Genomic DNA, 13986 nt, shown 5'->3' on the forward strand with positions numbered 1-13986 from the left:
GCAGGACGGCTGCGCACTGCCCCGTGGTCGGGTGCGGATGAGGCAGGGGGGAGGGGCTCTGCCCCTCCTTGGGCCCGTAGGGCCAATTCACCCCCGGAGTATTTGTCGACGTAGAGAAGCAGGGGGCGCGGCACGGGCGGCGCCCCCCCGCTCGGTCACTCGGCCGGACGCATGGCGGTGATGTCCTCGTCGGAGGGCATGTAGGGGGCCGGGTCCTTGTATTCCCAGTCCACCATCACGCCCTTGCCATCTTCGAGCGCGGTGGTGCCGACCCAGGCGCCGAGCGTCGACTGGTTGTCGATCTCGCGGTAGGTCAGCTCGCCGATGGGGGTGTTCTCGACCGTGAGGCCCTCGAAGGCCGCGACCAGCGACTCGGTGTCGGTGGCACCGGCGGCCTCGATGCCGGCGGCGATCGACTGGGCGGTCATGTAGCCCACGAGGCTGCCGATCTTCGGGGTCTCGCCTGTGGCCTCGGTATAGGCGTCGACGAAGGTCTTGCCGGGGGTGCCGTCCTCGAAGCCATACCAGGGGAAGCCGGTGACGAACCAGCCCTCGGGGGCCTCGTCGCCGAGCGGCTCGAGATATTCCGGCTCGCCGGTGAGAAGGCCGTAGACATTGCGGCCGTCGAACAGGCCGCGGTCGCCGCCGTCGCGCACGAACTTGGCGAGGTCGGTGCCGAAGGTGACGTTGTAGATCGCGTCGGGCTTGGCGCGCTCGATGGCCTGCACCTCGGCGCCGGCATCGATCTTGAACAGCGCCGGCCACTGCTCGGCGACGAACTCGACCTCGGGCTTCAGGCGCTTGAGGTTGGCCTTGAAGGCCTCGACCGCGTCCTGCCCGTAGGCATAGTTCGGGGCGATCGTGGCATACTTGATTGCGTCGGTCTTTGCGGCCTCCTCGGCCAGCATCGCGGCCTGAACCCAGGTCGAGGCGCGCAGGCGGAAGGTGTAGGGGTTGCCCGACTTCCACACCAGGCTGTCAGCCAGCGGCTCGGAGGCGAGGTAGAGATAGCCCTTCTCGGCGGCGAAGCTCGACAGCGCGAGACCCACGTGGCTGAGGATGGTGCCGGTCAGCATCACCGCGCCGTCGCGGGTCATCAGCTCTTCGGCGATCTTCACCGCCTCGGCCGGGTCGCCCTGGTCGTCGCGGAAGATGAACTCGAGCTCCTGGCCCAGCACGCCGCCGGCCTCGTTGATCTCGGACAGCGCCAGCTCGATGCCCAGCTTGTAGGGCTCGGCGAAGGCGGCCATGCGCTTGTAGTGGTTGATCTCGCCGACCTTGATGGTCTCCTGCGCGAAGCCCGCGGCGGGCACCAGCGCCATGGCGGCGGCCGTGGCAAGCACGGTGCGTCTCAGAAAGTTCATGGGGATATACTCTCCTGTTGGTGGCGTTGCCCTAGCGGCAACTTTTGGTATCCCGGTCTTACGCCGGTTAATCGTGGTAGACAAACGCCGGCGAGGGATCGGCGGCGAGGTCCTCGGTGCGTTCCAGTTCCAGAAGTTCGTTGATGCGCTTGCGATAGACAAGGGGGCCCTTGTCGATGGCGATGCGGATCGGGCGGCGCGTCTGCGGGCGCATCTCCTCCTCCTGCACCGCCTCGAGGATCTCCTTGTCCTCGTCAAAGGCCTTGCGGAACATGGTGTCCATGCGCTCGGCCGCCTCCGCGTCGTCGGTGGCGGTGTTGCGCAGATGCATCCAGCGGTCGATGGTGTAGGTCTCGGTGACCGGCGTCATGAAATGCAGCGCGAAGATGCGCACGCCCTCGCCGCGATCCTCCTCGGCGCATTTCTTCTCGGTCTCGATGGAGCCGAAATCGATCACCGCCGTGCAAGGCGTGTAGAGGTAGTAGTAATGCCAGCGGTCGACATTGCCGGAAAAGCCGCCGAAGGCCTTGAAGAAGCCGATCGGTTCGGCGTCGCGAATCCAGCGCCACGCGACAATCGCCTCGCCCTCGGTCTGCACATGCACCGGCACGTTCTCGGACGCCGCGTTGCCCAGCGTGGTGGGGTGCACGAAGCTCACATGCGCCGGGTCGACGAGGTTCTCGGCCACGTTGAGGTAGTTCGACTTGAGATGCAGCGCGTCGCCGTGATGCGCGGCCCAGGCCGGGTCGGAGAACTCGGGCATGTCGAAGACCTGCGCTTCGTCGGCTTTTTCGGGGTCGCCCATCCAGATCCAGACGATGCCGTGCTTCTCGACGATCGGGTAGGAGATCACGTAGGCGGATTTCGGAAGGTTGGTCTGGCCGGGCACCCGGACGCAGGCGCCGGAGCAGTCGAAGGTCAGCCCATGATAGCCGCATTGCACGGTGTCGCCGATGCGCTTGCCCTTGGAGAGCGGCAGTAGGCGGTGCGGGCAGCGATCCTCGAGCGCCGCGACCGCGCCATCGGACTTGCGAAACATCACGACATTGTCGCCGAGGATGGTGAAGCGGCGCAGCTCGTCGTCGATTTCCGTCGACCAGCCAGCGACATACCAGGCGTTCTTCACGAAATTCGTCATCGTCTTGCTCCCTTGCAATCTCGCTCGGTTCGTCAGCGAAGTCCTGTTCCGTTCAGCGCAATCCGTCGGCGCCCTCGATCTCGTCCTGTCTCAGGCCGCCCACCCGGGGCAGCGGTCGTCCGGATTGTTGCAGCACCACCGCGACAACGATCTCGCGCGGGCGGGGCGCGTCGGGCAGGCGCAGGCGCATGGCGTCGAAATGGCTGCGCACGTAAGCGGCATCCTTGTGGCCAAGCGGCACGTCGAGGATCTCGCCGGCGCGGCCGATGGCCTTTGACGAGGGCACCAGCGCCTTGCCGCCGCCGATCACCGCGCGCAGCGGCGCGCCGAGCTTGGGGTGCAGCAGCGCCGCGGCGTGCTCCAGCTCGCCAAGCTCGCCCACCAGCGCGGCCTTGCCGTAGCCCTCGATGTCGTCCGGGGCGCAGCCGAGCGCGGCCAGCGCCTCGTTGCCCAAGCGCGTGCCGAGCTCTGCGCCGGTCTCGATCAGCTCCGAGAGGTCCTTGACATAGGTGCCGGCGAAAGGGTTCTCGATCACCGCGGCGGCGAGTGCCCGGCGGGCGGGCGGCGTCACCGCCTGGCCCATCTCGGAGCGGGTCTCCTCGACCAGCGTGATGATCTTGCGCAGCTTCAACGTAGACCGTCCTCGCCCTTGACCTGATCCTTGGTGAGACCGCCGATGCGGGCATGGATGCGGCCCGCGGTGGTCATCACCAGAACCAGCGCGATCTCGTTGGGGCGCGGCGCGTCGGGCACGCCGACCTCGACCGCATCGTAATGGGTGCGCACGTAGGAGGCATTGGTGTGGGTCACCGGCACGTCGAGGCGGGTGCCGGCGGCACCGACCTTCTTGGTCGAGGGCACGATGGCCATGCTCTCCGCGATGGCGTCGCGCATGGCGTAGCCGCCGGGCACGTGCCAGAGCGCGCCATGCTCGATCTCGCCATTGACGCCGACGATGGCCCCCTTGCCGTAGCCTTCCACCACGGAGGCATCGCCGCCGAGCGCGTCGATGCACATCTTGGCCATCTCGGCGCCGAGCGGTTCGAGATCTTTCATGAAGGGCAGGATGTCCTCGACATAGGCGCCGGCATAGGGATTCTCGATCACCGCTATGGCGGCGGCGCGCTTCTGCGGCGCCTCGGGGGCAGGGCCGCCCTCGTGGAAGATGGTTTCGACCTGGACCAGCGTCTTGCGGACCTTCACCTCAGGCATATTCAGGCTCCTCCTGGGAAATGGCATCGCCGATGGCCGTGCGCTGGCCTGCCACGGCAAGGCAGGCGGCGCGGATCAGGCCGCGGCGGATGTAGTCTTGTGCCAGCGCGTGCCCGGCGTCCAGCGCCTGTCGCGCCTCATCGGGGGCAAGCGGACCGACATTTGTGGTGACGTACCGCGCGCCGAGATCGCTGTCCGGGGCGAGGTCTCTGGCGGGCACGCGCGCGATGGCGGGGTGGCCGGGCAGATCGACGGCATTGGCAATCAGCGTGGCGGCCACATCGGCGGTGGCAGCATCGCGGGCCAGTACGGTGACCGCGTCGGCGATGCCCATCGACTGCGAGCGCCCGCGCCAGCCGCTGGTGGCGACACCGCCGATGCCGTCGCCGGGGCCGATGACGGCGCGGCCGCCGGGGGCACGGATGATCGGGTCTTCGCAGATCGCCAGCCGCAGCGGGCTCTGACCGGTCCAGAGCGCGATGTCGCCGCCGTTGTTCACATGCGCGCTGTCGAGCCCGTGGCCGGGCACCAGCATCGCGGCGAGCACGTGATCGGCCACCGAGCCAGCCACCGCCGCCATTGGCGTGACGAAGGTTTCGCTGAAGGGGGCGGCGGCTGACACCATGCGGTTTGCCACCGGGCCCATCGGCTGGGCGCCGCGTGGCGCGCGCAGGCGGGGCAGCTCCTGGCAGAGTGTGGGCAGCACCGGCTCGAACGCTTCGTGGGCGCGGCGCAGGGCGGATTTCGCGGCCTCGGGCACGCCCTTCGCGGTCACGATTAGGTCGATGGGGCCGTGGGTCAGCCGCATCCGCCCATCGCGGGCAAAGCGCACCACGGGGCCCTCGCGAAAGCTCATTTCAACGGCTCCTTGCCAACCGGCCAGGGCGCGCCGCTCTTGCGGCTCTCCGAGCGCTGGCCCGACAGGCGGTGATCGCTCTGCCGCGGATGCACGCCCTTGAGCGCATCCTCGAGCGGCATCACGTAATCCATGTGACCGCCAAGCGCCTGGTAGTCGGCGCGCGACATGGTGAACTCGATCGGAGCGACCAGCGCCGGGGTGGGCACGTAGCCGAAGGCGTTCTTCGGCATCTGCGTGACGTCCGACATGAAGGTGATGCCGCCGCCGGGCCACATCATCACCGGCGCGCCGCCGCAGGTGACGCGGGTGAGCCGCGACTGTACGGACCGGGTAAGCGAGACCGGGTTCTCGGTCACGCCAGAGCGCAATGAGCCGCCAGCGCCGGCCATGAACAGCACCGAGGCCATCGAGGGCTCGCAATTCTCCTCGATGCGTTGCACCGACGGCAACAGCCGCGCGGGCATCTCCTTCTGCACCGGCACGAGGTCGTCGTTGAGCTCGTAATAGGCGGCGTGCTCGCCGGTGGTCGAAACCATGAGGATCGACAGCCCCGGCCAGGCCTCGGGTTTGAATGTATCGAGGATCGCCAGCGGATCCGAGAGGTCGGTGCCGCCCCATCCGGTGCCGGGCTCGGCGACCTGAAAGTAGCGCCCGGGGGTCGAGCGGCGGCCCTTGATCTTGATGCCGGTGGGCTTCCAGCCGATGACCTTGCCGGCCTGGTGCTCGGACATGACGCCGGTGATGTGGTCGTCGACCACCACCACCTCGTCGACCAGCCCCTGCCATTGCGCCGCGAACATGCCGACGGTGGCCGAGCCGCAGCCGACGCGCATGCGCTCTTCCGCCTGGCCGTTGACGATCGGAGCCTGTCCGGCGGTGATCTCGAGATCGACGCCATTGTCGATGGTGAGTGCCACGCTCTCGCCGTTGCACAGCGCCAGCAGCGCAGAGCAGGTGGCGCGACCCTCTTTCTTGGATCCGCCGGTAAGGTGATTCACCCCGCCCAACGACAGCATCTGCGAGCCGTATTCCGAGGTCGTCACGTGGCCGATGACCTCGCCCTCGGCGCGCACCCAGGCGCATTCGGAGCCGAGGTGGCGATCGGTGTCGATCTTCACCTTGGCGCCGCAATAGGAAAAGATCCCCTCGGTCACCACGGTGATCATGTCGGCATCCGCCGCCGTTGATGCGACGATGAACGGTGCGGGCTTGTAATCGGGATAGGTGGTGCCCGAGCCCACGGCGGTGAGGAAGGCTTCGTCGCCCGAGACGATGTCGCCATCCCACTCGCGGTCGAGGAAGGGCACCAGCGCCACGTCCTCGCGGTTCTCCAGGATGGTCAGCGGGTCCAGACGCACCAATTCGCCGCCCTCGTTGGCGTAGCGGTCGCAGGCCCCGGCGCGGCCCTCGGCGATATAGCACATCACCGGGCAGGCATCGCAGCGAATCTTTTCGGGCTTGTCCGCTCGCTTGCGTTTTACCGGGGGCGTCTCAACGGTCACGTGCGGGCTCCTTGGCTGGCCATGTGGCGTCATTGCGTCGTAATTCGTTTGTATACGAACGCATGGCCCCGGCCACTCTGTCAAGCGGCATGGTGTGACGGCGCGGGGCGAGATGGACCTGTGTCGCGTTTTTCAGCATTCTGCCAGATGCGGGCGATGGGCGCGATGAAGGCGATTGACAGAAATCGGAAACCGCCCCTACGCTCGCTCTCAAATCGTTCGCACACGAATGAAGTGCGGCGGAAAAGGCGGCGCAGACCGACCAACCCAGCGACCAGCAAGGAGAAAGCCCAATGCCACTGCATCGCCCCGAATCGCTCGACGCTGCGCTCGAGCTTCTGCAGGGCGGCAGGGCGGTCGTCCTTGGCGGCGGCACCGACCTTTACCCGGCGCTGCGCGACGGCACACCGCCGCCGGAGATGGTGGACCTCACGCGAATCGACGGGCTGCGCGGCATCTCTCGCAGCGGGGATGGCTGGCGCATCGGCGGGGCAACCACGTGGACGCAGGTGGTGAAGGCCGAGCTGCCGCCGCTCTTCGACGGGCTCAAGGCCGCCGCGCGCGAGGTCGGCTCGGTGCAGATCCAGAACGCCGGGACCGTGGCCGGCAACCTCTGCAACGCCTCTCCGGCGGCCGATGGCGTGCCGGCGCTGCTGGCGCTCGATGCGCAGGTCGAACTGGCCGCGCCCTCGGGGATGCGGCGGATGCCGCTGAGCGACTTCATCACCGGCCCGCGCGCCACGAAGCTGGTGCCGGGCGAGATCCTCACCGCGCTCTTCATCCCAGAGGCCACGGGGCAGGGCGCCTTCCTCAAGCTCGGCGCGCGGCGCTACCTGGTGATCTCCATCGCCATGGTCTCTGCGGTGGTCGAGATGGAGGGCGACACCGTCAAGAGCGCGCGCCTCGCCGTGGGTGCCTGCTCCCCGGTGGCGCGGCGGCTTCCGACACTGGAGGCGACGCTCGCCGGCAAGAGCATAGCGCAGGCCGAGCAGGCCGCGCTGGACTACGGCTACCCCGAGCTCAGCCCCATCGACGACGTGCGTGCCGGCGCTGGCTACCGTCGGGAGGCCGTTGCCACGCTGGTGGCCCGTGCGCTTTCGCAGGCCGCTCTCACCGACAAGGAGGTGCCCCATGTCGCTTGATGCGCCGCAGGGCCATATCGGCTTCACCCTCAACGGGTCCGAGATCACCGTGCCCGCCGATCCCACCGCGCGTCTCTCGGAGGTGCTGCGCGAGAGTGCCGGGGCGCGTGACGTCAAGGTCGGCTGCAATGCCGGCGATTGCGGCGCCTGCACGGTGCTGCTCGACGGCGCGCCGGTCTGCGCCTGCATGATCGCCGCCGGGCAGGCGCAAGGTTGCGAGATCGAGACGCAGGCCGGGCTGGTGGCGGGCGACCGCGACGCCGAGCGTCTGGCGCAGAGCTTCCAGCGCCATCAGGCGGCGCAGTGCGGCATCTGCACCCCGGGCATGATGGTCTCGGCCGTCGCGCTGCTGCGCTCGGGCGAGGACCTGACCGAAGAGAGCGTCTCGGACGCATTGGGTGGTGTGCTCTGCCGCTGCACGGGGTATCGCAAGATCATCGCCGCCGTGCTCGACGCCTCGACGGCGGCCCCCCTGGCGGAAGGCGGCGTCGGCGCGCCCATTGCGCGGCTTGACGGCTGGCAGAAGGTCAATGGCAGCGAGCGCTTCGGCGATGACGTGGCGCCGGCGGATGCGCTCACCGTGCAGGTGATCCGGTCGCCGTTCCACCGGGCAAGCTTCAGCTTCGGCGATCTCGAGACCTTCCGCGAGGAGAACGCCCTCGAGCTGATCCTCACCTCCGCCGATATCCCCGGCGAGAACCGTTTCGGCGTAATCCCCGGCTTCGAGGACCAGCCGGTCTTTGCCGAAGGTGAGACCCGCTTCAAGGGCGAGGCGGTGGCCGCCGTGGTCGGCACGCCCGAGGCGCTGGCGGGGATGGAGCCGTTTCCCGTCGCATGGGAAGAGCTGGCGTCGGTGCTGACCCCGGAGGGGGCCGACACCGCCGTGCTGCTGCATGGGGACCGCGCCGACAACGTCATGTGCCGCGGCTATGTCGCGCGCGGCAATGCCGCCGAGGCGATGAGCAAGGCCGCGCATGTGGTTTCGGGCGAATTCTCCACCGGCTTCATCGAGCATGGCTATATCGAGCCCGAGGCCGCCTCGGCGCGGCGCGTGGGCGACCGCATCGAGGTGCAATGCTGCACGCAGGCGCCGTTCATGAACCGCGACGGCATCGCCGGGATCATGGGGCTGGCGCTGGAACAGGTGCGCATCCTGCCCACGGCCACGGGCGGCGGCTTCGGCTCCAAGCTCGACCTCACCGCGCAGCCCTACGTGGCGCTGGCGGCGTGGGTTCTGAACCGCCCGGTGCGCATCGCCTACACCCGCACCGAATCCATCGCGACCTCGACCAAGCGGCATCCGAGCCAGGTCCACATGGAGGTCGGCGCGGATGCGGAGGGTCGGATCAGCGCGGTGCGCTTCGACGGGGTGTTCAACACCGGCGCCTATGCCAGCTGGGGGCCGACGGTGGCCAACCGTGTGCCGATCCACGCCTCCGGCCCCTACAAGACCCCGAATTACGAGGCGAAAAGCGCCGGCATCCACACCAACACCGCCCCCGCAGGGGCCTTCCGCGGCTTCGGCGTGCCGCAATCGGCGGTGGCGCAGGAGCAGCTCTACGATCTGCTCGCCGAGAAGCTGGGCATGGACCGGCTCGACTTCCGGCGCCTCAACTGCCTCGGCAATGGCGATCCGACCGTGACCGGGCAGGTCTTCGAGGCCGGCATGGGCATCGACGCCTGCTTCGATGCGCTCAAGCCGCATTGGGACAAGGCGCTGGCCGAGGCCGAGACGTTCAACGCTTCGAACAAGGCCAGAAAGCGCGGCGTCGGCATCGCGGCGGGCTGGTATGGCTGCGGCAACACCTCGATCTCGAACCCCTCGACGATCCGCGCCGGCATCACGCCCGAAGGCACGCTCTGCCTGCACCAGGGCGCGGTCGATATCGGGCAGGGGGCCAACACCGTCATCACCCAGATCTTCGCCGAGGCGCTGGGCGTGCCGGTGGGCCAGATCACCATCCTCGGCCCCGACACAGACATTACGCCTGATGCCGGCAAGACGTCTGCCAGCCGCCAGACCTATATCTCGGGCAACGCCGCCCGCCTCTGCGGTGCCGCACTCCGGGCCAAGATCCTGCGTCAAGGCAATGTCTCCGAGGCAGCGACGATCACACTCGAGGATGGCGGCATCACGCTTTCGGACGCGGGCACAAAGGTGCGTGTCTTGCTCGAGCCCTCCGAGGGCTACGCCATAGAGGCAGTCGAGAGCTACGACCCGCCCACCACGCCGCTGGATGAGAACGGGCAGGGCGATCCCTACGCCGTCTTCGGCACCGCGGCCCAGATCTGCGAGCTCGAGGTCGACATGGCGCTGGGCACGGTCAAGCTCTTGCGCATCGTGGCGGCGCATGACGTTGGCCGCGCAATCAACCCGCTGCTGGTCGAGGGCCAGATCGAGGGCGGCGTGGCGCAGGGCATTGGCCTCGCGCTGATGGAAGAGTTCCTTCCCGGCCGCACCGAGAACCTGCACGACTATCTCATCCCCACCATCGGCGACGTGCCCCCGATCGAGAGCCTGATCATCGAGAGCGGCGATGCTCACGGCCCCTATGGCGCCAAGGGCCTCGGCGAGCACTGCCTGATCCCCACTGCGCCTGCGGTGCTCAATGCCATCGCGCACGCCACCGGCGCCCGCGTCCACCACCTTCCCGCCACGCCCGACACGGTGCGCGTGGCGATCCTCGCCTCAGGCAAGGGCGCGTGATGCTCGACCAAAAGACCCCGGCAGATGCCGCAGGAAAGGCCCCCGAGATGACCGACAAGACCCTCACCGGACGCTTCGCCGGGATTGACGTGGGCGGCACCTTCACCGACCTGGTGTTCTACGACAGCAAGGCGCGGGCGGTGAAGCTCGCCAAGGTGCCCACCACGCTCGACAACCAGTCGAAGGGGGTGCTTGCGGCGCTCGATGCGGCGGCGGTGGACGCCGCGGCGCTTGATCTCATCGTGCACGGCACCACCACCACCACCAACGCGGTACTCGAGCGTCAGCTCTGCAAGACCGGGCTGGTGACGACACTGGGCTTCCGCGACGTGCTCGAGCTTGGCCGCCGGACGCGCCCGCACGCCTATGGCATGACCGGCCAGTTCCGCCCGATCATTCCGCGCGACCTGCGGCTCGAGATCCCCGAGCGCATGCTGGCGGACGGCTCGGAATACGCGGCCCTCGACGAGGACGCGCTGCGCGCCGCGCTTGCGGAGCTGCTCGACAAGGGCTGCGAGGCGCTGGTGATCCACTTCCTGCATGCCTATGCCAACCCCGCCCACGAGATCCGCGGCGGCGAGATCGCCCGCGAGATCTGGCCCAACGGCAACATCACCCTCGGCCACGCGCTGATCTCGGAAAGCCGCGAGTTCGAACGCGGCGTGACCGCGGCGGTCAATGCCTCGGTGCAGCCGCTGTTGCGCCGCTATGTCGAGCGGCTGGCCGACCGGCTGTCGGAGCGCGGCTATGAGCGTGACCTCTTGGTGATGAACGGCAATGGTGGCATGGTCTCGGCCCGAGTGGTGGCCGAGGAGGCCGCCAAGACGGTGATGTCCGGTCCGGCGTCAGGTGTCATGGCCGCCGCCTATACCGGGCGGCGCGCCGGCATCCCCGATCTTCTGACCTATGACATGGGCGGCACCTCCACGGATGTGGCGATGATCCGCGGTGCCGATCCGGCGGTCTCGCACGAGATCGAGATCGAGTATGCCATGCCGATCCACGTGCCGATGGTCGACGTGCGCACCGTGGGGGCGGGTGGCGGCTCCATCGCGCGGGTTGACGCGGCGGGGCTCTTGCAGGTGGGGCCCGACAGCGCCGGCTCGGTGCCGGGGCCGATCTGCTACGGCAAGGGCGGCCTCGAGCCCACCATCTCGGATGCCAACATGGCGCTGGGCCGGATGGATCCGGGCAAGCTCAACACCATCTCCGGCGATGTCTCGCTCGAAACCATCCGCGCCGCCTTCCAGTCACGGCTCGGCGATGCGCTGGGGCTGGACGCCACCGAGGCGGCAGCGGCGGTGCTGCGCATCGCCACGGCCAAGATGGCCGACGCGGTGCGCATGGTGTCGATTTCGCTCGGCGAGGACCCGCGCGACTTCGCGCTCTTCGCCTTTGGTGGGGCCGGACCGCTGCACGCCTGCGCCATCGCGCGCGAGCTCGGCGTGCCGCGGGTGCTGGTACCGGCGCGGCCCGGCATCACCAACGCGCTGGGCTGCGTGGTGGCCGACCTGCGCCACGATTACGTGGCCACGGTGAACCAGCCGCTGGATGCCTGTGACATGGAGGAGGTGCACGCGCTCTTCGCCCGCCAGGTCGAGGAGGGCCGCGCCGCCATCGGGCGCGAGCGGGTCGAGATCGCCGAGGAGAAGATCTCCTTCTCGGTCGAGATGCGCTTCATCGGCCAGACCCACCTGCTGCGCGTGCCTCTGCCCTCGGCGACGCCCACGCGCGAGGCACTTCAGGCGCTGTTCGAGGAGGCCTATTTCAAGCGCTTCCAGGTCAAGCTGCCGGAAATCCGCCCGGCGCTGGTCAACGTCAACACCTCTGTCATCGGCCGCCGCCCCGAGATCGACCTCTCGGCGCTGATCGACCCCGCGGGCCGCAAGGCGACGCTGGACGAGGCCCGCACCGGCACCCGCCCGGTGTTCTTCGACGCCTGGATCGACACCCCGATCTACTGGCGCGACCACCTGCCGGCGGAAGCCACGCTTTCGGGGCCGGCCATCGTCGAGCAGATGGACTGCACCCTGGTGCTCGAGCCCGGCGACGTGGCCACGCAGGATACCGATGGCAATCTCATCGTGACCGTGGGGCCACGCACATGACCGGCGGCATCAAGAGCTCCGGCGCCGGAGTGTGGGTTTCACACCCCGCACCCTGGGCTCCGCCCACGTCAGGGCGAAACCGTCCCCCGGACGCTTTCCGGGACGCCCATCCGCCCCCCGTGGAGTATTTGCAACGTAAAGAAGCCGGGAGCGGCGCCCCTGTCTTCTCTTCGTCAAAAATACTCCCGCCGGAGGCATCCTCCCTTCCCGCCCTTGCTGTCTTCGGAGGTCTGACATGACGCTCGATCCCATCACCCTCACGGTCATCCAGTCCGGCCTGCAGCAGGTCTGCGACGAGATGGATCTGTCCTTCTCCCGCGCCGCCTTCTCGCCTGTGATCGCCGAAGCCAACGACCGCTCGGACGGGATCTATTCCGCCGAGGATGGCAGCCTGATCGCACAAGGCTCCCAGGGCCTGCCGGTCTTCGTCGGCGTGATGCAGTATTCCACCGCGACGCTGATCAGGATGATCGAAGAGGGCAAGGTGATCGCGCCGAAGCCCGGCGACATCTACATCGTCAACGATCCCTATCTCGGCGGCACCCACCTGATGGACGTGCGTTTTGCAATGCCGGTCTGGCGCAATGGCGAGATCTTCTGCTGGCTGTCCAACACCGGTCACTGGCCCGATACCGGCGGCGCGGTGCCCGGCGGGTTCTCGGCCTCGGCCACGGCGGTCGAGCAGGAGGGGCTGCGGTTGCCACCCGTGCGCCTGTTCAAGAACGGCGAGCTCGACCCCGAGATTTACGCCATCATCTGCTCCAACATTCGAGTCGCGGACCAGCGCATCGGCGACGTCAAGGCGCAGGCGGCGGCGCTCTACGTGGGTGAGGCGCGGCTCACCCGGCTGCTCGACCGCTACGGAGACGACACCGTGCGCGAGGCCATCCGCGAGCTGCGCAGCCGCGCCGCCGAGCAGATGCGGGCGCAGATCGCGCAGATCCCGCCCGGCACCTACCGCTCCACCGCCTATATCGACAGCGATGGCGTGGTGAACGAACCGCTCGAGATCAAGCTCGCGGTGACCGCCGATGGCGAAGGGCTGAGCTTCGATTTCGCGGGCTCCAGCCCGCCCTGCCAAGGGCCGATGAACTCGGTCATCGCCACCACGCTGAGCTCGGTCTACCTTGCCATGCGGCACATCTTTCCCGATGTGCCGATCAGCGCCGGCGCTTTCGAGCCGCTCACCGTCAAGCGCCCCGAGGGCACCTTCCTCGACGCGCAATACCCGCGCCCGGTCTCGGGCTGCGCGGCGGAGGTCAGCCAGCGCATCGCCGAGGCGGTGTTCGCGGCTCTGGTCGAGGCGCTGCCGGGCAAGGTGAGCGCGGCCCCCGCGGGCTCCTCGGGCAATTTCGCGCTGGGCGGCGAGGTGCCCGAGACCGGGCAGAGCTACGTCATGTACCAGATCTCGGGCGGCGGCTATGGCGGCTACGCGGGCGGCGACGGCATCTCCAACGGCTGCTCGACCATCGGCATCTCCAAGGCCCCCCCGGTGGAGATCATGGAGCAGCAATTCCCGGTGCTCTACCACCGCTATGCCCTGCGCGAGGGCTCGGGCGGGGCGGGCGCGCAGCGCGGCGGGTTCGGGCTCGACTACGAGGTCGAGATCCTCAAGGGGCAGGCGCGGGCGAGCTTTGTTATGGATCATGGTCGCTTCGGCCCGCAGGGGGCGCTCGGCGGCGGCGACGGCGCGGTCAACGAGGTGGCGGTGACGCGCGGCGGCGAGACCTTCACGCCGGCGCACCTGTCGAAGGCGCAGGACATCTCGCTGGTGGCGGGCGACCGGGTGCGGGTGAAGACCCCCGGCGGTGGCGGCTATGGCGATCCGGCGACTCGTGACCGGACACTGGTCGACGAGGACGTGCGGCTCGGGCGGTACTCGGCGGAAGAGGCGAAGCGGCTCTTTGGGTGAGCGCTTCCCCGGCGCGGAACAAGGCTGAAGGCTGCCGCGCCA

General features: G+C 68.6%; 10 protein-coding genes. 4 read left to right on the forward strand and 6 right to left on the reverse strand.

The annotated features are described in order from the left end of the window. Positions 1-155: 155 nt before the first annotated feature. The 6 genes from R2601_RS13955 to R2601_RS13980 form a co-directional block, all read right to left on the reverse strand. Positions 156-1364 carry an ABC transporter substrate-binding protein gene (locus tag R2601_RS13955; RefSeq protein ID WP_007799435.1) on the reverse strand — a complete coding sequence of 403 codons (1209 nt, stop codon included), beginning with the start codon at positions 1362-1364 and terminating at the stop codon, positions 156-158. Between the two features lie 67 nt (positions 1365-1431). Beyond that, a complete protein-coding gene (locus R2601_RS13960; protein ID WP_007799437.1) occupies positions 1432-2502 on the reverse strand; it encodes an aromatic ring-hydroxylating dioxygenase subunit alpha in 1071 nt (356 codons plus the stop codon). A 52-nt stretch (positions 2503-2554) separates the two neighbouring features. Continuing rightward, positions 2555-3133: an amino acid synthesis family protein gene (locus tag R2601_RS13965; protein WP_007799439.1), complete on the reverse strand. Its 579-nt coding sequence runs from the start codon at positions 3131-3133 to the stop codon at positions 2555-2557. Continuing rightward, positions 3130-3714, reverse strand: coding sequence for an amino acid synthesis family protein (locus tag R2601_RS13970; RefSeq protein ID WP_007799441.1), 585 nt, complete (start codon positions 3712-3714; stop codon positions 3130-3132). Before R2601_RS13970 ends, R2601_RS13965 begins: the two co-directional genes overlap by 4 nt. Next, positions 3707-4570, reverse strand: a complete 864-nt coding sequence (locus R2601_RS13975; protein WP_007799443.1) for a UPF0280 family protein — start codon at positions 4568-4570, stop codon at positions 3707-3709. The genes R2601_RS13970 and R2601_RS13975 overlap by 8 nt, the downstream gene beginning before the upstream one ends. Next, complete coding sequence (locus R2601_RS13980) at positions 4567-5997, reverse strand: hypothetical protein (RefSeq protein WP_007799444.1); 1431 nt, start codon at positions 5995-5997, stop codon at positions 4567-4569. The genes R2601_RS13975 and R2601_RS13980 overlap by 4 nt, the downstream gene beginning before the upstream one ends. 371 nt (positions 5998-6368) lie before the next feature. Between R2601_RS13980 and R2601_RS13985 the strand changes: the two genes are divergently transcribed. The 4 genes from R2601_RS13985 to R2601_RS14000 all read left to right on the forward strand — a co-directional run bounded on the left by R2601_RS13985 (position 6369) and on the right by R2601_RS14000 (position 13944). Beyond that, positions 6369-7217, forward strand: coding sequence for an FAD binding domain-containing protein (locus R2601_RS13985; RefSeq protein WP_007799445.1), 849 nt, complete (start codon positions 6369-6371; stop codon positions 7215-7217). Next, positions 7207-9924: a molybdopterin-dependent oxidoreductase gene (locus R2601_RS13990; protein WP_007799446.1), complete on the forward strand. Its 2718-nt coding sequence runs from the start codon at positions 7207-7209 to the stop codon at positions 9922-9924. Before R2601_RS13985 ends, R2601_RS13990 begins: the two co-directional genes overlap by 11 nt. 47 nt (positions 9925-9971) lie before the next feature. Next, positions 9972-12032 carry a hydantoinase/oxoprolinase family protein gene (locus tag R2601_RS13995; RefSeq protein ID WP_040545382.1) on the forward strand — a complete coding sequence of 687 codons (2061 nt, stop codon included), beginning with the start codon at positions 9972-9974 and terminating at the stop codon, positions 12030-12032. Positions 12033-12267: 235 nt separating this feature from the next. Continuing rightward, entirely contained in the window at positions 12268-13944 is a 1677-nt protein-coding gene (locus R2601_RS14000; protein ID WP_007799448.1) for a hydantoinase B/oxoprolinase family protein, read from the forward strand. Positions 13945-13986: the final 42 nt, after the last annotated feature.

This window comes from Salipiger bermudensis HTCC2601 (assembly GCF_000153725.1).
GTDB classification, from domain to species: domain Bacteria; phylum Pseudomonadota; class Alphaproteobacteria; order Rhodobacterales; family Rhodobacteraceae; genus Salipiger; species Salipiger bermudensis.

Excerpts from the sequence above, each read along its gene's own strand:
- R2601_RS13970 (WP_007799441.1), bottom strand. The coding sequence starts at position 3,714 with ATGCCTGAGGTGAAGGTCCGCAAGACGCTGGTCCAGGTCGAAACCATC.
- R2601_RS13985 (WP_007799445.1), top strand. The coding sequence starts at position 6,369 with ATGCCACTGCATCGCCCCGAATCGCTCGACGCTGCGCTCGAGCTTCTG.
- R2601_RS13955 (WP_007799435.1), bottom strand. The coding sequence starts at position 1,364 with ATGAACTTTCTGAGACGCACCGTGCTTGCCACGGCCGCCGCCATGGCG.
- R2601_RS13980 (WP_007799444.1), bottom strand. The coding sequence starts at position 5,997 with ATGTGCTATATCGCCGAGGGCCGCGCCGGGGCCTGCGACCGCTACGCC.
- R2601_RS13975 (WP_007799443.1), bottom strand. The coding sequence starts at position 4,570 with ATGAGCTTTCGCGAGGGCCCCGTGGTGCGCTTTGCCCGCGATGGGCGG.
- R2601_RS13995 (WP_040545382.1), top strand. The coding sequence starts at position 9,972 with ATGACCGACAAGACCCTCACCGGACGCTTCGCCGGGATTGACGTGGGC.
- R2601_RS14000 (WP_007799448.1), top strand. The coding sequence starts at position 12,268 with ATGACGCTCGATCCCATCACCCTCACGGTCATCCAGTCCGGCCTGCAG.
- R2601_RS13990 (WP_007799446.1), top strand. The coding sequence starts at position 7,207 with ATGTCGCTTGATGCGCCGCAGGGCCATATCGGCTTCACCCTCAACGGG.
- R2601_RS13960 (WP_007799437.1), bottom strand. The coding sequence starts at position 2,502 with ATGACGAATTTCGTGAAGAACGCCTGGTATGTCGCTGGCTGGTCGACG.